The sequence below is a fragment of the Nonomuraea sp. NPDC003709 genome, assembly GCF_040610775.1.
Lineage (GTDB): Bacteria > Actinomycetota > Actinomycetes > Streptosporangiales > Streptosporangiaceae > Nonomuraea > Nonomuraea angiospora_A.
Genome location: NZ_JBEXMW010000018.1, coordinates 91,828 through 112,063 on the forward strand (window position 1 = coordinate 91,828; position 20,236 = coordinate 112,063).

Here is a 20,236-nt window from a genome sequence, read left to right on the forward strand (position 1 = left end):
GACGCCCAAAGCCTCGATAAGAGTTGGCCAGAATTTGGACGCAGACTATAGATGGCCGATCTCGACCGTCAAGGGCCGATCTGAGCAGGGACCCTTGACGACTCAGGCGCCGGAGTGTCATTGTGCCGAAAGAATTATTAAGGACGGCCATAATTCTCAGGAGGTCCCCCGATGTCGAGGAGAACAGCGTTGGGGGCAGGCGCGCTCGCGCTGGCTCTCATGTCGTCCGGCTGCGTGGCCGGAACGTCGGGCAGCACGTCGGGGGGACAGGCGGACGACCAGCCGTTCGAGGGGGAGGTCGAGTTCTGGACGATCAACCTGAAGAAGAACTTCGGCTCCTACATCGACGGGCTGATCGCCCAGTACCAGAAGGAGCACCCCAAGGTCACCGTCAAGTGGGTCGACGTGCCCGGGCAGGACATCGCGACCAAGCTGCTCGCCGCGGTCGCCAGCGGCGACGTCCCCGACGCGGTCAACATCGCCTCCTCCGACCTCGGCCGGTTCACCCCGTCGCTGGCCCCTCTCGACGAGTTGCTCAAGCCCGCCGACCTCGCCGACTTCCAGCCGAACCTGGTCGACTCGCTGCGCGTGGCGGGCAAGCTGTACGCCGTGCCCTGGTACAACGGCGGCACTCCCGTGGGCATCTACCGCAAGTCCGTCGTCGGCAAGGCGGGCTTCGACGAGAAGGCCCCGCCCAAGTCCTACGCCGAGGCCCTCGCCCTGGCCGACAAGGTCTACGCCGAGACCAAGGTCTACGGCAGCAACGACATCCCCGGCGTCAACGCCGCCTCGGTGCTGCGCTACTACGGAATCGAGCTGCTGAGCGCCGACAAGAAGAAGGCGACGTTCAACACGCCCGAGGTCGCCAAGCTGCTGGACACGTTCAAGGCGAGCTACGACAAGCACGGTATCGCGCCGGGATCGATCTCCAAGGACGTCCGGAACTACCCGCAGACCCTGGAGAACGGCCAGATCGCGATGGCGGCGAGCGCGTCCGCGGCGACGCTGGTCAACGTCGAGAAGAACGCCCCCGACGTCTACAAGGACCTGCTCGTCACCGAGCCCGTCCAGACCGGGACCGGCGGATACCTGCTGCTCGCCCAGCAGACCGTGGCCATCCCCAAGGCGTCGAAGCACCAGCGGGCGGCGGCCGAGTTCGTCAAGTTCTTCACCAACGGCGCCAACCAGCTCGCGTTCTGCAAGCTGGTGCCGATCTACCCCTCGACGATCTCCTCCACCAAGGACGCCTTCTTCTCGGACATCACCGGCGACTCCCCGATGGACGTCGCCCGCCGGGTGATCGTCAAGGGCCTGCCGAAGCTGGAGTACGTCCCGCTGGGCACGGCCAAGGACGCCGAGCTCGGAGAGTCGCTGTCCGAGGAGATCAGGGCCTTCCTCCAGGGATCCAAGAGCGCCAAGGAGGCGCTCGACGCCGCAGAGAAGCAATGGAATGACGCACTTGCCTAAGCTCAGAGTCGGGATCGTCGGCGCCGGGATCATGGGCCGCGGCCACGCCGAAGTCCTGTCCGCCCACCCGGACGCCGAGGTCACCGCCGTCGCGCGCCGTCCTCTCGACGCCGCCCCGCAGGCGGCCGTCCACCCGGGCTACCGGGAGCTGATCGACTCCGGCACCGTCGACGCCGTGTCGATCACCACCCCCGACCACCTGCACGCGGACGTGATGGTGGCGGCGGCGGAGGCAGGGCTGCACATCCTGGTCGAGAAGCCGTTCACGACCACGGTCGAGGACGCCGACCGCTCCGTGGCCGCGATCCGGCAGGCGGGCGTCACCGCGATGTGCCTGTTCAACCACCGCTGGGTGCCCGCGTACGCGCAGGCCAAGCAGCAGATGGAGCTGATCGGCGAGCCGGTCGTGGGCTACGCCCGCAAGGACGACACGATCCACGTGCCCACCGAGATGATCGGCTGGGCCGATCGGACGACCTGCGCCTGGTTCCTGTCGAGCCACGACATCGACCTGGTCACCTGGCTCTACGACGACCACGTCGTGGAGGTCTTCGCCACCGCCCGCCACGGCAAGCTGCGCGGGATGGGCATCGACACCCCTGACGCGATGCAGATCCAGGCCCGCTTCAGCCGGGGCGCCGTGGCCACGTTCGAGTCGGCCTGGATCTACCCGAACACCTTCCCGACCATGGTCGACAGCTACATCACCGTGGCCGGCGAGTCGGGCGTCATCCAGCTCGACCGGCAGAAGGAGAACATCCAGCTCGCCACCGAGAAGTCCTACTCCTACCCGCGCAACATGCTCCAGCGGGTCGTGCACGGCATCCCGGCGGGCGCCTACCGCGACGCGATCCACCACTTCGTGGACTGCGCCCGTACCGGCGCCGAGCCGCTGGTCAGCGTGGAGAGCTCGCGGCACGTGACCGCCGTGCTCGCCGCCGCGCACGAGTCCGCCCGCACGGGGCGGCCGGTGACATGTTCGTAGAGAAACCGCCGCACGTGCATCCCACGCGCATGCGGCACATCACCGACGAGGCCCTGCTGGAAACGCTCGGGGCGGGCGGCGTCGCCGAGGCCAGGGCCTGGCGCCGGCGGCGGCCGATCCCGGCCGCCCTCGGCGCGGAGGGCGCGGACGCCCTGCTCGGGATCGAGGTCGACTTCCTGGACAAGGGCCACGGCCGCTCGCTGCTGTACGGTTTCCACTACCTGCGCTGGATGTCCCCGCTGATCACGGCCTACGCCGGGACCGGGGACCCCCGCTACGCCGCCGAGTGGGACCGCCTGTTCCGCCAGTGGTACGACGACCGCGACCGGGTCGAGGGCGACTGGCCGGGGCTCGACGTGGTCTGGTACTCGCTCGGCGTCCGCGCCCGCGCCATGTACGTCACCGAGGCGCTGGCCGTCTTCGCGGACGAGCCCGCGCTGAGCGACGGGTGCTGGCTGCGGATGATGAAGACGGTCGTCGGCGGCGCCAGGTGGTCGGCCGAGGAGCACGACGAGTTCCGCCACGGCAACTGGCAGTTCGTCAACGCGTGCGAGCTGCTGCACACGGCCAGGGTGTTCGCGGACCTGCCCGAGGCGGGGCAGTGGGCCGAGGTCGCCATGGCCCGCATCCTGGAGCACCTCGAACAGGACGTGCGCGCCGACGGCGGCCACCACGAGCGCTCGCCCAGCTACCACCTCATGTGCCTGGACAACCTCGAACGGGCCGTGGCCGTCGAGCCCGCGCTCGCGCGGCACCCGCGCCGCCAGGCCATGTACCACTGGCTGAGCGTCCTGACGACGTCCGGCGGCTGGGTGCCCCATCTGCAGGACAGCGGCCTGATCTGGCCGCAGGACGTCGGGCCGGCCGAGGGCTCGCACAACCTGGAGGCCAGCGGCTACGCCACCTTCCGCCACGGCGACTTCCACACCGTCGTCAACTACGGCCCCTATGTCGGGCACGAGCTCGAACCGCACAGCCACCACGCGGCGCTCGACTTCGTGCTGTCGGGCTGGGGCGTGCCACTGGCCTGGGAAGGGGGCGGCCCGCCGTCCTACGACGACCCCGGCTACTACGACTGGTACCAGGCGACCAGGGCGCACAACACGCTGCTCGTCCCGGGCGAGGGCTACGTCGAGGACCGCCGCGCCGCCTGTGACCTGTTCTCCGTCTCCGCGCGGGCCGACGTCTTCGCGGGGCACCACCACGGCTACAGCGCGCGGCACGACCGGGAGATCGTCTTCGTCAAGGGCGACAACCCGTACTGGATCGTCACCGACCGGATCGACGCGGAGGCGATCTGGCAGATCCACGGCCTGTCGCCGTGGGTCGAGCGCGACGGCGGGTTCGCGGGCACCCGTGGCCCGGGAATCCTGGTGGTGCCGCTGGAACCGCCCGACGAGGTGGTGTACGGGACGGGCCCGGCCAGGATCCCGGACCCCGCCACCAGGACCGCCGAGTACGGCGAGATCCACTCGCTCGGCCTGCGGCGCGCCGACGGCAGGTTCACCGTCGGCATCTTCCCCTACCGCGACGAACCCCCCGTTGTCCCCGAAGATTGGACGGTTCATGCTGATCGACGCTGACGCGATGCTCGGCCGCTATCCCCGCAGGGACGTGGGCACGGGCTCGATCACGGAGGCGCTGGACAGGATGGACCGCTTCGGCATCGCGGAGGCCGTGGTCAGCCACACCCTGTCGTGGCTGCACGACCCCGCGACGGGCAACAGGGAGCTGCTCGGCCTGGTCGCCGACCACTCCAGGCTGCGCCCCTGCTGGGTGATGCTGCCCGGCACCTGCGGCGAGACCGGCACGCCGGACGAGTTCGTGACCGGGGCATTGGAGGGCGGGGTGTGCGCCGTCCGCGCCTACCCCGCCGACCACGGCTACGACCTCGCCGGCCGCGACTGCGCGGCCATGCTGACAGCCGTTGCCGAGGCCGGGCTGCCGCTGCTCGTGGACGCGGCCCAGACCGGCTGGGCCGCAGTCGAGTCCGTCGCCGCCGCGCACCCGAAGCTGCGGGTCGTGGTCGGCGCGATCGGCTACCGCCAGCTCAGGCAGGCGGCCGGGGTGCTCTCCCGCACCGGCAACGTCTACCTGGGGCTGGCCAACCTGTCCTCGCACTGCGGGCTCGAATGGCTCGTCGAGCGGTACGGCGAGCGCCGCCTCGTCTTCGGCACGGGGGCGCCGCTCAGGGACCCCGCCGAGGCGGTCACCCGGCTGCTGTGGGCGGAGCTCGACGACGCGGCCGTGGCCGCCATCGGCGCCGGCACCCTGCTGGAACTGCTGCCCGTGGGGGCGATGTGAACGCGATCACCTCGGCGCTGTGGCAGCGCCGCCCGCAGACCAGCGTCCGGATCGTCGACGCCCACGCCCACGCCGGCCCCTACAGCCTGTTCTTCATCCCCGAGGCGTCCCCTGACGCGATGGCCCGGGTGATGGACAGGTGCGGCGTGGCGCACGCCGTCATCTCCAGCCACCTGGCGATCCAGCTCGACGCGGCGGCCGGGAACGCCGCGACCGCCGAGGCGGTGGAGCGCGCGCCGGACCGCTTCACCGGATACCTGACGATCAACCCCTGGCAGGACCCCGACGGCGAGCTGGCCAGGTGGAGCGCGGATCCGCGCTTCGGCGGCATCAAGCTCCACCCCGACCTGCACGACTACCCGCTCACCGGCAGGCGCTACGCCGGCGTGTGGGAGTTCGCGCAGCGTACCGGCTGCCCGGTGCTCACCCACACCTACGACGGCTCCCCCTACAACGACCTGGCCGCGGTGGACGCCGTCGCGTCGGAGCACCCCGACGTGGTGATCATCGCGGGGCACGCGGGCGCGACCCCGCTGGGCATCGAGCGGGCCATCGAGGTGGCGCACCGGCGCCCAGGGGTCATCCTGGAGGTGTGCGGGTCCTTCAACACCGGGCCCGACATCGCCAGGATGGTGCGGGAGCTCGGTGCCGGCCGGGTCGTCTACGGGTCCGACTTCCCCTTCATCGATCTTCGGATCTCGCTGGGGAGGGTAATCTTCAGTGGCCTCGCAGAGGGGGACCAGGCCGCGGTGCTCGGTGCGACGATGACCCGCTTGCTGCAGTGGAGATCCGGACTGGGGTGATCAAGATCATGGACCGGCTGCGTTCGGAGTCGCGGCCCAGGGTGACGATCGGAGTCGTGGGACCGCACGATCTCGTCGAACAGATCATGATGATCGGCGCCGGCCTGCCGGCCGCGGCCGACTGGCGGCTGCTCGGCGCGCCTCATGCCGAGGAGCACGAGACCTACGACAAGTTCTCGCGGATCGCCGACAGCATCGACGTGGTGCTGTTCACCGGGCCCCTCCAGCACGACCTGGCCAGGCAGGCGGGCGAGCTGACCGTCCCCGCCACGTTCGTGCCCATGAGCGGGGCCAGCCTGTACGCCAGCCTGCTGCGCGGGGTGCTCACCCACGGGATCGACCCGGCCAGGGTGAGCATCGACTCGCTGCCCGCCGCCGACGTGGACGAGGCGTACGGCGAGATCGGGGTGAGCACGGCCGGCGTGCACCTTTCCGAGTACGACCGGCCGGAGTCGGCGCGCGGTTTCGGCGCCTTCCACGAGGAGCTCTACCGCCAGGGCGAGACCACCGCGGCGCTCACCACGATAAGGAGCGTCGCCAACAAGCTGAGCGCCGCCGGCGTGCCCGTGCTGCGCCTGCTGCCGACCTCCCACACGTTGCGCCTCGCGCTCAACACCGCCGCCCTGCTCGGCACCGGCAGCAGGCTGGAGGACGCGCAGATCGCCATCGTGGTCGTCGAGCTCGCCGCCTCCGCCAAGCCCAGCTACTCCGGGCCGGGCAATTACTGGCAGCAGGAGCTGAAGCTGTCGCTGCACCGCTCGCTGCTCGCCGACGCGCGGCTGATGGGCGCCACCGTGGCGCCCCGCGACGAGAACGGCTACGTCGTCACCGCCACCGTGGGCGCGCTCGGCCAGGCCACGGAGGGGTTCAGGATGGCGCCGTTCATGGACCGGATCCGCTCTGACGTGGGGGTCGACGTCGAGGTCGGCGTCGGGCTCGGCAGCACGGCCCGCGACGCCGACGCCAACGCGATGGCGGCCGTCGAGAAGGCCCGCAACGCGGGGGCGACCGCCGCGTACCTGGTCGGGGGCGACGGCACCGTGCTGTCCCTGCCGGTACGCCGGCGCAAGCGGCAGGACAGCGAGCCGATCGTCGCCACCAAGGCGGCCAAGCTGCTCGAACGCCTGGTGGAGGGCCTGCACGACGGCGACTCGATGGTGGTCGACGCCGAGATCGTCGCGGAGGTGCTGTCGATCTCCCCGCGCAGCGCCCGCCGGGTGCTGCAGAGCCTCGCGGAGGAGGGCCTGGCCTGGCCCATGCCTCCGGTCAAGGGCACCCAGGCGGGCCGGCCCCGCCAGCCGTACCGGCTCGTGCGGAGTTAGGCGTCGCCGAGGCGCACGCGCGGGCCGTACCTGTCCAGCAGCAGGGCGTTGTGCGCGTCGCCGCCCGGGGTGTTGGCCGACTTGAAGACGGGCGGCGGCTCGCCGGCCGCGAGGAAGCGGCCGACGACCTCGGCGACCAGGAGCTGCGCGATCAGCACGCCGGTGAGGGTCGAGACGCCGCAGGCGCTGCCGCCGCCCGGCAGCGGCAGCGTGGCGTCGCCGTACGGCGCCCCGTTGTCGATGACCACCTGGGCCAGGTCGGCCAGCCGCTCCTCGACGGCCACCGCGGCGGTGTGCGCGCGAGAGGTGATCGCGATCACGGGGTGCCCGTGCCGGACCGCGAGCCGGGCCATCTCAACGATCGCCGCGTTGCCGCCGGAGTTCGAGATGATCACGAAGACGTCGTCGGGCCGGATGTCGGCCAGCTCCCAGACGCGTGCGGCGAGGCCGGGCGCACGCTCGATCTTCGGGTCGAGGATGTCGCGCGGCGAGGCGTCACCGTAGTAGGCGAGGTCGCGGATGCCGAGCTGGTTGACCGGCACCAGGCCGCCCGCCCGGCCGGTGAGCTCCAGCGCGACGGACCTCGAATGGCCGGTGCCGAACGCCTGGAGCACCCCGCCCGCGCGCAACGAGGCGTAGACCAGCGCGCCTGCTTGTCGGATCGCGTCGCGTTCGGCGGTGAGCAGCCGGTCCACGGCCGATCCGGCGATCAGCGCGTACGAGCTCTGGTCCATCACAGATCCTCCAGCAGGTTTCGTGCGGTCTCGGCGATGAGTTCGGCGCTGCCCGGGGCCACCTGGCTGGCCAGGACCTCGTACTCGGCACGCCGGTAGGCGGCGGCCGTCGGCAGGTATCCGGGGTAGCCGTTGACGTAGCCCAGGACCACGGTCGGCTCACCTGGCCGGTCGGCGACGCGCTCGGCGACGGCCAGGAACGGCTCGCCGGGCAGCCCGGCGAGGGCGAGCCCGCCGAGGCGGGCGACGTTCACGTCCACGCCGGTCCGGACGGGGGGTGCGGTGCGCGCCCGCAGCCCTTCGAGCCTGCTGCGGGCCAGGCGGGTGGCGACCGGGTCACCCGACGCCGCGGCCTGCTCGTACCCGGCGAGGAGGGCCGCCTCGTCGGCCGTCGTGGCGGCGGGTTCGAGCGTCAGCCGTCGCGTGGCCCAGGAGATGCCGGTGGGTCCGGCCCGCCAGAGCGGGGTCCCAGGGCCCGCCAGCAGCTCGGCGCAGCGGTCCGCGACGAGCTCGCCCAGGCGTCGCAGCTCCGCCGCGTCCTGGCCGCGCCGGGTGTGGCGGGTGCTGATGTCGCCGGCGGCGCCGGTGGCGACCGCCACCCAGACGTCCTCGCCGAGCCGCCGCCGCAGGCTCGCGCGTACGGCTCCGACCAGGTCGGCGCTGACCAGGCGATTGGCCGCGGGCAGCACGGTGGGGTGCACGGGAAGCACCGCCAGCACCCCGGCGAGCCCGCCGTCGCGCACGGCGATCAGGTCGAGCGGCACCACCGCCGGCGCCCCCGGCCTGCTCCGGTCGGCGCCGACCCCGTGCAGCTCGCCGCGGTACGCCATGCCCTCGCACGGCCGCTCCGCCTCGATCGCCCGCCGCACGGCCGTGCGGACCGCCTCGGTGAGCCGGCCGAGCCACGGCTCGGGCGTCGGCCCGCCGCCCGGTACGCAGCCGGTCTCGGGCCCCGCGTGGGTGTGGCTCGCCGCCAGCCACAGCTCGCACCCGACCGCCTGCCTGGCCCGCGCGGCGAGGTCCTCGTTGACGCAGATGACGTCGGCGATCGCCAGCGCGAACCGTCTCCCGCCGTCCGACCAGGTCACCGCGCTGACCGACAGCGGGTCCGCCAGGCCCGTGGACGGCCCCGGCCGGTCGATGTAACCGCCCATCGGCGTGCCGTCCGGCACGGGCAGCTCTGCGGTGCCGTGTCCCACTCTCATCGTTCCGCCGTTCTGATCATCGTCTCGTAGCGGCTCGGCCCCGTGGAGGCGGCCAGCAGGGCGGCGCCCGCGAGGCTGTCGCCCGCGGGAGGCCGGAGGGTCGCTTGAGGCAGCAGCCGGGCCAGCTCCGCCTCGAAGCCGGCGCGGAGTCCGGGGTCGCGCAGCAGGCGGCCGGTCCACGCGACGGGCACCGCCGCCTCCTTCGCGAGGCAGCGGGCCGCCGCCACCGTGCCCGCCAGCTCGCGGGCCGCCTCATCGGCGATGGCGCGGGCCGTGGGATCCGGGCGGCTCCGGTCTCCCGCCGGCTCCAGGACGCGGCCCGAGTCTCCTGCCAGCTCCAGGACGTGGACGGCGAAGCGCGCGATCCGCGCCACCGCGTCGGGGGCCAGGTAGAGGCGCTCGGGCAGGCTGGCCAGGTCGCCGAACACGGCCTGGGCGCGCTCGGTGAGCGGGCCGGGCTCCGCGCGCCCGTCGAAGCCCCGGAAGGCGGCGTCGAGGCCGCGGCGGCCGATCCAGAAGCCGCTGCCCGCGTCGCCGTAGAGGTAGCCCCAGCCGTCCACCTGCCGGATGCCGTCACCCACGCCCAGGGCGATCGCTCCGGTGCCCGCGGCCAGCACGACGCCGTCGCCGCCCGCGAACGCCCCCGCGTGCGAGGTGACCACGTCGGTCGTGATCAGCACGCGGCGGGCCATGGAGAGCAGCCGGGCTGCCAGCTTGCCGGGGTCGTCCAGGATGGTGGTCAGGCCGAGGCAGACGGTGCCGAGTGGCCCCCATCCCGTCCCGATCCGCTCCAGCACGGCCTCGGCCGGGGAGCCCTCCGCGTACGACAGGCCGGGCAGCTCGCGGATCTCCCGGATCCGCCCCGACTCGGCCAGGCCGATCCGCAGGCCCGTCTGCCCGCCGTCGATCGCCAGGTCCATGCGCGTCCTCCTGGTCACGATTCGGGCCGGAGCCCGGCCCTGCGGTATTCCGTGGGGGAGCAGCCGACGTGCCGCCGGAACGCGCTGCGCAGGGCCTTCGCGGTCGGGTAGCCGGTGTGCGCGGCGACCACGTCCACCGGCAGCGCCGAGGTGGACAGCAACCGGCGGGCGTGCCGCAGCCGCAGCCCGGTCAGGTGCCGCAGGAACGTCGTCCGCCGCTCCTCCGCGAACAGGTGCGAGATGTAGTACGGGCTCGCGCTCACGGCCTCCGCCACGGTCGCCAGGCGCAGCCCGGGATCGGTGTAGTGCTCCGCCAGGTACGCCTCGGCCAGCGCGAGCACGTCACGGCGGGGCGCGGCCGGCATGAGGCGGCCCAGCGTCTCCCGCAGCCAGATGTGCAGGTAGGAGCGTTCGTGGATGTCTCCGACCATGATGATGTCCTCGATCGGCAGCCGGGCGCAGGCCTCCACCCAGTCCGTCGACCCGTCGGCCAGCCTGCTCCGGTTGGCCACGTCCACCACGAACAGCAGCTGGCCGATGAGCCAGTTGCGCAGCGTGCGCGGGTCGACCCCGGGCTCCCGGGCGCACCTGTCCACCCACCCGGCCAGCAGCCCCGCCGCGCCGTTGCGGTCACCGGCGCGGACCCGTCTGGTCAGCTCCTGCTCGATGCGCACCGGAGGCGCCGGCGCGGCGCTCTCGTGCGCGGGTGGCGCGATCACCCGGTCGCCGCCGAGCACGAGCTTGTAGTCGTTGACCCGCCTGGCGTCCCGCTCCGCCGCGAGGTGTTCGAGGCTGGGCGCGCCCAGGCTGACCGTGGCCGTCCACGCCGTCTCACGGACGATCCTGGCCCGCAGCTCCTCGGCCAGCTCCTCCGCGTCGGACATCAGCGCGCCCGGGTCGGCGCCCGACAACACGATCAGCCACTCCTCCGGGGGTCGGGGGTGGCAGGTCGCGTCGCGGCGGGCGCTCGCGGCGGAGCGCACCGCGTGGTCGGCGCGCTGGAGCTGGCGCAGCGCCCATGGCCGGCCACGGGTCTTCTCGGAAACCATGAAGTCGTCGATGTCCACCAGGGCAGCCACGGCGTAGGTCATGCCTCTACTTTAGGCGGACCGAAATTTGACCGTATTCACCAGCGTCCCGATTCCCTCCACCGTGGCCCGCATGGTGTCGCCGTCCTTGAGCGGGGCGATCCCGGCGATGGTGCCGGTCGCGACGATGTCCCCGGGCATCAGCGTCATCCCGTCGGACAGGTCGGCGATGAGCCGGGGCAGCCCGAAGACCATCTGCCGGGTGTTGGCCCGCTGCCTGACCTCGCCGTCCACCTCCAAGGTCAGCTCCAGCTCCTGCGGATCGGGCACCTCGTCCACCGTCGCCAGGTACGGGCCCACGGGCGCGAAGGTGTCGAACCCCTTCGACTGGTCCCACGGCACGTTGCGGGCGATGTTGGCCAGCTGGAGGTCGCGGGCCGTCATGTCGTTGATCACGGTGTATCCGGCGACGGCCTCGCGCCACCGCTCGGCCGGCAGGTCCCTGGTCACCTTGCCGATGACCACGGCCAGCTCCACCTCGTGCTCCAGGTGGCGGGTGCGGGCGGGGGCGATGACCGGGTGGCCGTGGCCCACGAGCGCGGACGGCGGCTTGAAGAACAGCACCGGCTCCGGCGGCACCTCCAGGCCGCTCTCGTCCGCGTGCTCCTGGTAGTTCAGCGCGAGGCAGCAGATCTTCGTGCAGGTGGCCACGGGCGGCTCGAAGATCACCGCGCTCTCGTCCAAGGTGGGGCCGTCGTGGCCGGCCACCAGCTCGGTCAGGCGGTCGAGCCCGTACGAGTCCAGGGCCGCCACCGGGTCGGACCCGAGGTCGGCCAGGCTCACGAGCTCGCCGGGCACCCGCCGGGCCACCAGCTCGACGGGGCCGGAAGGGGTGCGCCGAATGCGTCCAAGAAACATGTCCGTAAGCCCATCAAGGCCCTGTGACCTCCACAAGCACCGAAATTTGCGCTTAGACCCGCTTCTTGCTCTCTTTCTTGTGGCCGGGCGAGGTGCCCCCGTTTGATGGTCGGCATGACCCGCACTCTGGACGTCAGCCGCGACCTCTACACCAATGCCCAGCGCTACATCGCGGGCGGCGTCTCCAGCGACGCCCGCCGCACCGCGGGCGTGCCGCTCTACGTGGACAGGGCATCGGGAGCCAGGCTCTGGGACGTCGACGGCAACGTCTACACCGACTACGTGCTCGGCCAGGGCCCGGCCCTGCTCGGCCACTGCCCGCCCGCCGTGGTGGAGGCCGTCGCCGCGCAGGTGGCCCGCGGCATCGTCTACTCCGCCCAGCACGCGGCGGAGGCCCGCGTCGCCGAGCGGCTGTGCGCGATGGTGCCCTCGGCGGAGCGCGTCCGCTTCAACACCGTCGGCTCCGAGGCCGCGCACGCCGCCTGGCGCCTGGCGCGCGGCTTCACGGGACGGCCCAAGATCCTCAAGTTCGAGGGCCACTACCACGGCTGGCTCGACCCGGTCCTCTACAGCGTCCACCCGTCCCTGGACGACGCGGGACCGCAGGACCACCCGCGCCCCGTCCCCGGCACCGCGGGCCAGCCGCCCGCCGCCGACCTGGTGATCTGCCCCTGGAACGACCTGGAGGCGCTCAGCCGTCTCATGGACGAGCACGCGGGACAGATCGCCGCCGTCGTCACGGAGCCGGTGCTCTGCAACACCGGCGCCATCGAGCCGGACCCCGGCTACCTCCAGGGGGTGCGCGCACTGTGCGACCGCCACGGCAGCCTGCTGATCTTCGACGAGATCATCACCGGTTTCCGGCTCGCCCCCGGCGGCGCCCAGGAGTACCTCGGCGTCAGCCCCGACCTGTCGGTCTTCGGCAAGGCGATGGCGGGCGGCATGCAGGTGTCCGCGCTGGCGGGGCGGGCGGCCGTGATGGACGCCATCTCCTCGGGCAAGGTCGCGCACGCCGGGACGTTCAACTCCCAGCCCGTCGGCATCGCCGCCGCCGAGGCCACCCTGCGCATCCTGGACGAGGAGCGCGAGGAGGTCTACGGCACCCTCTACGCGCGGGGGCGGCAGCTCATGGCCGGCCTGCGCGAGGCCGCGGCCAAGGTGGGCGTCCCGATGCTGGTGGACGGGCCGGGGCCGGTCTTCCAGACGTACTTCACCGACGCGCCCGCCGTACGCGACTACCGCGACTTCGCCGGGACCGACCGCGCCATGATGACCCGCCTACACGCCGCGCTGCTCGACCGCGGGGTCAACATGGTGCCGCGCGGGCTGTGGTTCCTGTCCACCGCCCACACCGAGGCCGACGTCGCCGCCACCGTCGACGTCTTCGAGGACGCGCTTCGGTCGCTTCCGCTCGGTTGAGATCACCAGCGCCACGCCGGCCAGGATGACCAGGCCGCCGACGACCACCTGGGTCGTGATCGGCTCGTCCAGCATGAGCGCGCCGAGCGCGACGGCCACCGCCGGGTTGACGTAGGCGTAGGTGGACACCAGCGAGATGGGGGCGTTGCCGAGCAGCCAGGAGAACGCGGTGAACCCGATCAGGGACCCCACCAGCACCAGGTAGGCCAGCGCCACCCACGATCTGGTGGTGACGGCCGACACGTCGAGCCGCTCGCCGACCCCGGTCCCGAGCACCAGCAGCCCGGCGCCGCCCACGACCATCTCGACCGCGCTGGTGGCCAGCGCGTTGGCGGGCATCTGGATCCTGCTCGACAGGAACGAGCCCACGGCCCAGGACACCGAGCCGAGCAGGACCACCACGATCCCGACGCCGCTGCCGCCGTCGGCGCCGGTCAGCGACAGCGCCGCGACCCCGCCGAGCCCGACCAGCACGCCCGCGAGCGTGAGCGTCTTGGGACGGTCGCGCACGGCGAACCTGAACACGACCAGCCACAGCGGCACCGAGGCCACCAGGAGCGCCGCCAGGCCCGTGGAGATGTACTGCTCGGCCACCGCCAGCAGCCCGTTGCCGGTGGTCAGCAGGAGCACGCCCACGACGGCCGCGCCCACGAACTGCCGGCGCGACATCCTGAAGGCCGACGGCCCCGACCGGATCAGCACGAAACCGGCGAGCAGGGCGGCGGCGGTGATGAACCGCAGGGCCCCGCTGAGCATCGGCGGAATCGACTCGATGGCGACGCCGATCCCGAGGTACGTCGAACCCCAGACCACGTAGACGACCGCCAGGGCGCCCCAGACGAGGACGGTGGGCCGGCTGTCAGTGGTGTCCGTACGCATGGCTCATGACTGTACCGGGCGACCCCGACAGAACTCTCGCAGGTATCAGACATCGCACTCTGGCGGGATATTAGCGATCAGGGGCATTCGCGCCACTGTCCTCCTACCTGCGGAAAGTGACACGATCCTTCGCAGTCACCCGCTACGAAGGGAACGATCCCCCGATGTCCGACAACGCCGCCGCGCTCGCCCACTTCGCCGCCCGCCTCGCCTTCGAGACCGACGTCTCGGACGTGGCCGCCGACCTGGCCGCGGGGGTTCCCGGCGTCGTGGTCGTCGACTCGCGCAGCCGGGAGAGCTGGGACCAGGGCCACATCGAGGGCGCCGTGCACCTCCCGACCGCCGAGATCGCCACGAGGGCGCCCGGCCTGGTCCCGGGTGAGGCCATGGTCGTGACGTACTGCTGGGGCCCGGGGTGCAACGGCGCCACCAGGGCGGCCCTGGAGTTCGCGAAGCTGGGCTACCGGGCCAAGGAGATGATCGGCGGCTTCGAGTACTGGGCGAGGGAGGGCTTCCCCGTGGAGACCGCCTCGGGCGTCACCCGGCGCCCCGTGGACGCCCTCACGGCGCCGGTGTCCGGCGCCGCCTGCGCCTGCTGACGGCGCACGGCCCGCAACACCGGACGTATCAGCCCGAAACCGGCCGCTTCCCTACCACGACTTCCGGCCTCCGACCTGCGGAAACGCGCCGAGGCACGTGGTGTTGGACGAAACCGCGACGCCTCGGCCAGAAACACACAGCCAGAACGCTCGCGAGAGCGGAAGATCGACGCCTGAAAGAATTGGCGCCCCCGTCCGAATCCCGTCGATCGGGGGCACTGGAGAACATACCCGGATCTACACGGGTCAACCAATGAGTTCACAAGAGTCAATGCGTGAGTTCGCAAAGATGACATCGATTGTCAATGCCATCCTGTTCCCCAGGTCATACGAAAGCCCACAACAGTCACACACGACTCCGTAATGCACACAGAGGGGCGGCGGCTCCCCGCCGGGCATCAGACCAGCCCCAGGAGCGTTTCCAGCCTCAAGAGACGCCTCAGGCCCGTACGGCGGGCAGCACGAAGTGCCCGCGGGCGCGGACCCCGCCCGTGACGCTCGGTGCCGAGAGGCGGCCCGGCACCGAAACGCTCAGTCCCGGACCCTCATCGAGGCCCGAGCTTCTCCACGATCAGCCGGTACAGCTGGCGCGGACGGCCAGGCTGCGGTGTGCGGTTCGGCGGTAGCGGCCACGCGAGTCCCTCGTCAACCAACGTGCGCAGCAACCGCCGAGCCGTACGCGGCGTCACTCCCAGCATCTTGCCCGCGCCCTCGGCGTCCACCACGGTGTCTCCGCCTTCGAGCTTGGCCGCGAGCCGGGCCAGTACTTCCACCCCCTTCGGTTTGAGTGCGTTGGACCCGGTCGGTGGCATCCGGGGGGCCGGGATGAGTGCCCGCCCCTCGCGATCCACCGCGAATCCCTGTGCCTGTTTGCCCGCCTGCGTGCGGGCCAGTGCCGCCCGGGCGTGCGACTCCGCGTCATGCGTCGTGCGACCCATGCCCACGCCGACCTCGACCGCCAGTCCCAGCTCGTCCCTGATCCTGGCCGCGAACGGCAACACCCTGAACCCGTCCGTCGCCGCCGCGATCGAGCCTCTGGTAGCGGTAACCAGATAGCTGTGATCGTCGATGGGCCAGACGGTGGCGTTGATCCGGTTCGCCTCCTGGACCAGGAGCCGATGCAGTGACAGCCGCAGCTCGTCGCGCCAGTAGCGGGGGGCCGCGCGGCGCACGGGTTCGCGCAGCGTCGGCACCTCCACCAGCACCACGGTGAGCTGTGACTCCTCCAGCCGGTGGTGTGCCCCCAGCAGCGCCGCGGTGTGCAGCGCCGTGCGGACCGCCGCCGACGTCGGCCTGATCCTGATGACCGGAACGCCCGCGGCGTGCAGGCGTTCGGCCACCGCGGGGAGGCACGTCAGTGCCCCCGAGGTGGCCCCCTGCCTGGCCAGACGTTCGTGGTAGGCCGCGATCGTGCCGGTTGCTCCCGGCTCGTCGCGGCTGTGCACGTCCGTCGCGGGGATGCCGAGGTCGGTGTACGCCTCCTCGACATCGGCCCGGCTCACCACGTCGATGCTGACCCGCTGGGGGTCGATGCGGGTGTCGAGCGCGGCCTTGGCCAACGCCGCCACCAGTGCTGCTCCGCCGAGTTGGACGTACGTCGCCGGCATCGTCAGCACACCGGAACGCCTGGCCAGGTCATAAGGGACCGGGCTGGCGAACAAGCATGCGTCGACTCCAGGTCCGAGCCGCGTCACCTTGTCGGGCGCCTCCTGTTCGTCGCGGTATGCGGCCGCGACCAGGCGACACGGCAGCGGAGCCGCGGCATGACCCATCAGCATGACTCGCTCGACCAGGTCGTGGGGTCCGACCACGCCGATGGTGAGGTCCGGTGTCATAGCGCCCGGGCGTGACACTCGGGGAGTTTCTTCGGCCCTCTCGACCAATGTTCGTCCCATCCTGCCGTCCGTTGCAGTGCTCTCTTTTGGAACGATCGCTCGCGGGGGCCGTAATGTCACGCCCGACTTTTCCGGAAAGTCGTTCAGGTTGACCGCCCGACAAGATGTCCTAGCAGCTCAACGAGGTTTTTCTGGCGTTTTTTAGCGCTCTGAAATCTCTCGTGTAATGTCCGCACCGAGAGCGCGCATTCGGGCGGCGAGATGCGCGTGGCCGCGATCGATGAGGTATCCGGAGTCGATGTGGGTCTCCCCCTCGGCGGCGAGGCCGGCGAGCACCAGGGCGATGCCGGAGCGGAGATCGTGGGCCGTCACCTGGGTGCCGATCAGCGGCGTCCGGCCGCGCACGATGGCCCGGCTGCCCTCGACCTCGACGTTCGCGCCCATCTTGTTCAGCTCTCCGGCCAGGGCGAACCTGCCGTCGAAGATGCGCTCGTGGATGTAGCTGGTGCCGTCGGCGAGCGCGGCGACGGTCATCATCGGCGACTGCAGGTCGGTGGCGAAGCCGGGGTAGGTGTCGGTGATGATGTTGATCGGGCGCAGCGGGCCCTCGCACCGCACGTGCAGGACGGCGCCCTGCCGGGCGAACTCGACGCCCATCTGCTCCAGCTTGTAGCGGACGACGCCGAGGTCGAGGCCCGTGCCCACCAGGCTCAGCTCGCCCCCGGTGATCGCCGCGGCCATCGCGAACACGCCCGCGTCGAGCCGGTCGGGCATCACGGTGTGCTCGACGGCGTGCAGCTCCTCCACGCCCTCCACGGTGATGAACCCCGTGCCGCCGCCGCTGATCCGCGCGCCCATCTTGGTCAGCATGTCGATGACGTCGAGCACCTCGGGCTCCAGGGCCGCGTTCTCGATCACGGTCGTGCCCTTGGCCAGGGCGGCGGCCATGATGAGGTTCTCGGTGCCGGTGTGCGACGGGGTGTCGAGGTAGAGGGTCGCGCCGGTCAGGCCGGACGCCTTGACGTGGATGACGGTCTCGCCCTCGTCCACGAGCGCGCCCAGCCGCTTGTAGCCGAGGTAGTGGAAGTCGAGGTTGCGGCTGCCGAGGTTGCAGCCGCCGATCCCCTCGATGATGGCCTCGCCCAGCCGGTGGAGCAGGGCGGGGGTGAACAGCACGGAACCGCGGAAGCGCCTGGCGATCTCTGCCGGCAGAACGGCGCTGGTCAGCCTGGAGGCGTCGATGACCAGCGTGCGCTCCGACTCGTGCAGCTCGACGTACGCGCCGACCGCCTCGGCCAGCTCGACCGCGCGGCGGACGTCCTCGATGATCGGCACGTTGCGTAGAACGGTGCGGCCCTTGGCGGCGAGCAGAGCCGCACCGATCATGGGGAGCACGGCGTTCTTCGCGCCCTGGATGAACGCGGTTCCACGCAGTGCGTTGCCACCGCGCACGCGGTAACGGACCATTCGTGCGGCTCCTTGAAATCAACGGTGAGGCTCGATCGGGCCAACAGTAGTCGGTAACACCAACTGGCCCAGCCGAATCATCCGCTAAAGGAAGCCCCCGTGATGCGCTCATATGCTTCTAGGTATCGCTGCCTCGTGCGCTCCACGATGTGGTCAGGAAGCGCAGGTGGGGGGTTTCCGGAGGATTTGTCCCATCCCGATTCGGGCGATAGCAGCCAATCACGTACAAATTGCTTGTCGAAAGAGGACTGTGAGCGGCCCGGCTTCCACTCGTCGGCCGGCCAGAACCGCGACGAGTCAGGGGTCAGCACCTCGTCGCCCAGGGTCAGCACCCCGTCGGCGTCCCAGCCGAGCTCGATCTTGGTGTCGGCCACGATGATGCCGCGCTCCGCGGCGATCTCCGCGCCACGCGTGTAGACGGCCAGGGTGATCCGCCGCAGCTCCTCGGCGGTCTCCTTGCCGACCTCCTGGACGACCTGCTCGTACGAGATCGGCTCGTCGTGCTGCCCCATGGGCGCCTTGGTGGACGGCGTGAAGATCGGCTCGGGCAGCCGGGAGCCGTCCTCCAGCCCTTCCGGCAGCCGGACCCCGGAGACCGTGCCGTCGGCGCGGTACTCGTTGAGCCCGCCGCCGGTGAGGTAGCCCCGCGCCACGCACTCGACCTGCACCATCGTCAGCGGCTTGCACAGCACGCTGCGGGAGTCGTCGCCCTTGCCCAGGACGTGGTTGGGCACGACGTCCTTGAGCTGGTCGAACCACCACAACGACATCTGCGTGAGAATGGCCCCCTTGTCGGGGATATCGGGCTCCAGCACGTAGTCGAAGGCCGACAGGCGGTCGGAGGCGACCATCAACAGCTTGCCGTCGTCGGTCTGATAGAGGTCGCGTACCTTGCCGGAGTGCACGTGCTTCATCGGGCGATGTCCGTCCTGTGGTGGGAGCCGCGCAGCTCGATCCGGCCGACGAGGTCATAGGCCGCCCGGCGCGCGCTGTCCTGGTCGGGCCCGTGGCCGACCACGGCGAGCACCCGCCCGCCGGCGGAGACCACCTCGTCACCCTGCCGCGCGGTCCCGGCGTGCAGGACGTACGCGTCGCCGCTCTCCTGCGGCCCCCTGATCACGTCGCCCTTGACCGGCGCCTCGGGGTAGCCCTCGGAAGCGATCACCACGGTCACGGCCGAGCCGTCCTTGAACACCGGGTCGAGCCCCAGCTCGCCCGTCGCGCACGCCATCAGCAGCCCGCCCAGCGGCGTCTCCAGCCGGTCGAGCAGCACCTCCGTCTCCGGGTCGCCGAAGCGCGCGTTGAACTCCACGACCTTCGGCCCCTTCGAGGTCAGCGCCAGCCCCACGAAGAGCACGCCCTGGAAGGGCAGCCCGCGCCGGGTCAGCTCGCCGATCGTCGGGTGCACGATCTCCCGCATGACCTGCTCGGTCAGCCCGTCGGGCGCCCACGGCAGCGGCGTGTAGGCGCCCATGCCGCCGGTGTTGGGGCCCTCGTCGCCGTCGTAGGCCCGCTTGAAGTCCTGGGCGAGCTGCAGCGGCACCGCCGTGCTGCCGTCGCACAGCGCGAACAGCGACACCTCCGGCCCGTCGAGGAACTCCTCGATCACCACGCGCTCGCACGCGCGCGCGTGCGCAAGGGCCTTGTCCCTGTCGTCGGTGACGACCACGCCCTTGCCCGCCGCGAGCCCGTCGTCCTTGACCACGTAAGGGGCCCCGAACTCGTCGAGCGCGGCGGCCGCCTCCTCCTCGGTGACGCACGTCCTGGCCCGCGCGGTCGGCACGTCGGCCGCCTTCATGACCTCCTTGGCGAAGGTCTTGGAGCCCTCGATCATGGCGGCGTCCTTCGACGGCCCGAAGCACGCGATGCCCGCGTCGCGCACGGCGTCGGACACCCCCGCGACGAGCGGGGCCTCTGGCCCCACGACCACGAGATCGGCCCGCAGCCGCACGGCCAGCTCGGCCACCTGCCCGGGATCGAGCGGATCGACGGGATGAAGGGCCGCCACCTGCTCGATGCCCGGGTTGCCCGGGGCGCAGTGGAGCTCGCTGACCTGGGGATCGAGGCTGAGGGAACGGCACAGGGCGTGCTCACGCCCTCCGGAACCAATGACTAGAACGCGCACGAGGTCCATTGTCGCAGGCCCGCAGCCTGGCACAGGCTAGGGCCTCGGCCACACCAATCGCCGGAATAGGGCCATAACTTTGTGGAGTTCTACCTGAGTCGAGACGGTCCTGGCGAGTATCGTCAAAGAAGTTCACTCGGCTGTGGTAGGTTAAGGCGGCTTCGCGGCGTCCCCATGTGATTGGAGGTGGTCCGGGATGAATCCTGGTGATCCCAGCAGTACGTGC

The 20,236-nt window shown here is 71.4% G+C and carries 17 protein-coding genes and 1 pseudogene; 8 read left to right on the top strand and 10 right to left on the bottom strand.

Features of this window, described 5'->3' with window-relative positions; all coding sequences use genetic code 11:
• Positions 1-171: 171 nt before the first annotated feature.
• Genes ABZX61_RS42635 through ABZX61_RS42660 form a run of 6 tightly spaced genes read left to right on the top strand, consistent with a single transcriptional unit; the run spans position 172 to position 6,881 of the window.
• Positions 172-1,467 carry an extracellular solute-binding protein gene (locus ABZX61_RS42635; protein ID WP_355202856.1) on the top strand — a complete coding sequence of 432 codons (1,296 nt, stop codon included), beginning with the start codon at positions 172-174 and terminating at the stop codon, positions 1,465-1,467.
• Positions 1,451-2,452: a Gfo/Idh/MocA family oxidoreductase gene (locus ABZX61_RS42640; protein ID WP_355202858.1), complete on the top strand. Its 1,002-nt coding sequence runs from the start codon at positions 1,451-1,453 to the stop codon at positions 2,450-2,452. Before ABZX61_RS42635 ends, ABZX61_RS42640 begins: the two co-directional genes overlap by 17 nt.
• Positions 2,443-4,035, top strand: a complete 1,593-nt coding sequence (locus ABZX61_RS42645) for a heparinase II/III family protein (RefSeq protein WP_355202861.1) — start codon at positions 2,443-2,445, stop codon at positions 4,033-4,035. Before ABZX61_RS42640 ends, ABZX61_RS42645 begins: the two co-directional genes overlap by 10 nt.
• Positions 4,019-4,756: an amidohydrolase family protein gene (locus tag ABZX61_RS42650; RefSeq protein ID WP_355202863.1), complete on the top strand. Its 738-nt coding sequence runs from the start codon at positions 4,019-4,021 to the stop codon at positions 4,754-4,756. The genes ABZX61_RS42645 and ABZX61_RS42650 overlap by 17 nt, the downstream gene beginning before the upstream one ends.
• The gene (locus tag ABZX61_RS42655; protein WP_355202866.1) at positions 4,753-5,559 is read left to right on the top strand and encodes an amidohydrolase family protein; all 807 of its coding nucleotides are present in this window, start codon (positions 4,753-4,755) and stop codon (positions 5,557-5,559) included. Before ABZX61_RS42650 ends, ABZX61_RS42655 begins: the two co-directional genes overlap by 4 nt.
• Positions 5,538-6,881: a GTP cyclohydrolase IIa gene (locus ABZX61_RS42660; protein WP_350732600.1), complete on the top strand. Its 1,344-nt coding sequence runs from the start codon at positions 5,538-5,540 to the stop codon at positions 6,879-6,881. Before ABZX61_RS42655 ends, ABZX61_RS42660 begins: the two co-directional genes overlap by 22 nt.
• Here the strand turns inward: ABZX61_RS42660 and ABZX61_RS42665 are convergent.
• From ABZX61_RS42665 to ABZX61_RS42685, 5 genes are read right to left on the bottom strand one after another with little or no spacing between them, the layout of a single operon-like run.
• Positions 6,878-7,615, bottom strand: coding sequence for an SIS domain-containing protein (locus ABZX61_RS42665; RefSeq protein ID WP_355202869.1), 738 nt, complete (start codon positions 7,613-7,615; stop codon positions 6,878-6,880). The genes ABZX61_RS42660 and ABZX61_RS42665 overlap by 4 nt on opposite strands.
• Positions 7,615-8,820, bottom strand: coding sequence for a hypothetical protein (locus ABZX61_RS42670; RefSeq protein ID WP_355202872.1), 1,206 nt, complete (start codon positions 8,818-8,820; stop codon positions 7,615-7,617). Before ABZX61_RS42670 ends, ABZX61_RS42665 begins: the two co-directional genes overlap by 1 nt.
• Entirely contained in the window at positions 8,817-9,740 is a 924-nt protein-coding gene (locus ABZX61_RS42675) for a BadF/BadG/BcrA/BcrD ATPase family protein (RefSeq protein ID WP_355202874.1), read from the bottom strand. Before ABZX61_RS42675 ends, ABZX61_RS42670 begins: the two co-directional genes overlap by 4 nt.
• A 14-nt stretch (positions 9,741-9,754) precedes the next feature.
• Complete coding sequence (locus ABZX61_RS42680) at positions 9,755-10,831, bottom strand: AraC family transcriptional regulator (RefSeq protein ID WP_355202877.1); 1,077 nt, start codon at positions 10,829-10,831, stop codon at positions 9,755-9,757.
• A gap of 9 nt (positions 10,832-10,840) precedes the next feature.
• On the bottom strand, positions 10,841-11,686 hold the full coding sequence (locus ABZX61_RS42685) for a fumarylacetoacetate hydrolase family protein (RefSeq protein WP_355202879.1): 846 nt from the start codon (positions 11,684-11,686) through the stop codon (positions 10,841-10,843).
• Positions 11,687-11,800: 114 nt separating this feature from the next.
• Here ABZX61_RS42685 and ABZX61_RS42690 point away from each other — a divergent pair.
• A pseudogene (locus tag ABZX61_RS42690) lies at positions 11,801-13,030 on the top strand (aminotransferase class III-fold pyridoxal phosphate-dependent enzyme); the annotation flags it as partial.
• Here ABZX61_RS42690 and ABZX61_RS42695 read toward each other — a convergent pair.
• Complete coding sequence (locus ABZX61_RS42695; RefSeq protein WP_355202882.1) at positions 12,965-13,984, bottom strand: EamA family transporter; 1,020 nt, start codon at positions 13,982-13,984, stop codon at positions 12,965-12,967. The pseudogene ABZX61_RS42690 and the gene ABZX61_RS42695 overlap by 66 nt on opposite strands.
• Before the next feature lie 164 nt (positions 13,985-14,148).
• Here ABZX61_RS42695 and ABZX61_RS42700 point away from each other — a divergent pair, with 164 nt between their 5' ends.
• Complete coding sequence (locus tag ABZX61_RS42700; protein ID WP_355202885.1) at positions 14,149-14,583, top strand: rhodanese-like domain-containing protein; 435 nt, start codon at positions 14,149-14,151, stop codon at positions 14,581-14,583.
• A 545-nt stretch (positions 14,584-15,128) separates the two neighbouring features.
• Here the strand turns inward: ABZX61_RS42700 and ABZX61_RS42705 are convergent.
• The 4 genes from ABZX61_RS42705 to purD form a co-directional block, all read right to left on the bottom strand.
• On the bottom strand, positions 15,129-16,418 hold the full coding sequence (locus ABZX61_RS42705; protein ID WP_185069825.1) for a GTP cyclohydrolase IIa: 1,290 nt from the start codon (positions 16,416-16,418) through the stop codon (positions 15,129-15,131).
• Between the two features lie 201 nt (positions 16,419-16,619).
• Entirely contained in the window at positions 16,620-17,885 is a 1,266-nt protein-coding gene (gene murA, locus ABZX61_RS42710) for a UDP-N-acetylglucosamine 1-carboxyvinyltransferase (RefSeq protein ID WP_350732587.1), read from the bottom strand.
• Between the two features lie 77 nt (positions 17,886-17,962).
• Positions 17,963-18,799, bottom strand: coding sequence for a phosphoribosylaminoimidazolesuccinocarboxamide synthase (locus tag ABZX61_RS42715; protein WP_355202889.1), 837 nt, complete (start codon positions 18,797-18,799; stop codon positions 17,963-17,965).
• Positions 18,796-20,010, bottom strand: a complete 1,215-nt coding sequence (purD, locus tag ABZX61_RS42720) for a phosphoribosylamine--glycine ligase (protein WP_355202892.1) — start codon at positions 20,008-20,010, stop codon at positions 18,796-18,798. The genes ABZX61_RS42715 and purD overlap by 4 nt, the downstream gene beginning before the upstream one ends.
• Between the last annotated feature and the right edge of the window lie 226 nt (positions 20,011-20,236).

What these genes read in the sequence shown, in the direction of transcription:
- ABZX61_RS42635 (WP_355202856.1), top strand. Translation starts at nt 172, where the DNA reads ATGTCGAGGAGAACAGCGTTGGGGGCAGGCGCGCTCGCGCTGGCTCTC.
- ABZX61_RS42705 (WP_185069825.1), bottom strand. Translation starts at nt 16,418, where the DNA reads ATGACACCGGACCTCACCATCGGCGTGGTCGGACCCCACGACCTGGTC.
- ABZX61_RS42715 (WP_355202889.1), bottom strand. Translation starts at nt 18,799, where the DNA reads ATGAAGCACGTGCACTCCGGCAAGGTACGCGACCTCTATCAGACCGAC.
- ABZX61_RS42685 (WP_355202879.1), bottom strand. Translation starts at nt 11,686, where the DNA reads ATGTTTCTTGGACGCATTCGGCGCACCCCTTCCGGCCCCGTCGAGCTG.
- ABZX61_RS42700 (WP_355202885.1), top strand. Translation starts at nt 14,149, where the DNA reads ATGTCCGACAACGCCGCCGCGCTCGCCCACTTCGCCGCCCGCCTCGCC.
- murA (WP_350732587.1), bottom strand. Translation starts at nt 17,885, where the DNA reads ATGGTCCGTTACCGCGTGCGCGGTGGCAACGCACTGCGTGGAACCGCG.
- ABZX61_RS42675 (WP_355202874.1), bottom strand. Translation starts at nt 9,740, where the DNA reads ATGGACCTGGCGATCGACGGCGGGCAGACGGGCCTGCGGATCGGCCTG.
- ABZX61_RS42680 (WP_355202877.1), bottom strand. Translation starts at nt 10,831, where the DNA reads ATGACCTACGCCGTGGCTGCCCTGGTGGACATCGACGACTTCATGGTT.
- ABZX61_RS42650 (WP_355202863.1), top strand. Translation starts at nt 4,019, where the DNA reads ATGCTGATCGACGCTGACGCGATGCTCGGCCGCTATCCCCGCAGGGAC.
- ABZX61_RS42670 (WP_355202872.1), bottom strand. Translation starts at nt 8,820, where the DNA reads ATGAGAGTGGGACACGGCACCGCAGAGCTGCCCGTGCCGGACGGCACG.
- ABZX61_RS42695 (WP_355202882.1), bottom strand. Translation starts at nt 13,984, where the DNA reads ATGCGTACGGACACCACTGACAGCCGGCCCACCGTCCTCGTCTGGGGC.
- ABZX61_RS42645 (WP_355202861.1), top strand. Translation starts at nt 2,443, where the DNA reads ATGTTCGTAGAGAAACCGCCGCACGTGCATCCCACGCGCATGCGGCAC.
- ABZX61_RS42665 (WP_355202869.1), bottom strand. Translation starts at nt 7,615, where the DNA reads ATGGACCAGAGCTCGTACGCGCTGATCGCCGGATCGGCCGTGGACCGG.
- ABZX61_RS42640 (WP_355202858.1), top strand. Translation starts at nt 1,451, where the DNA reads ATGACGCACTTGCCTAAGCTCAGAGTCGGGATCGTCGGCGCCGGGATC.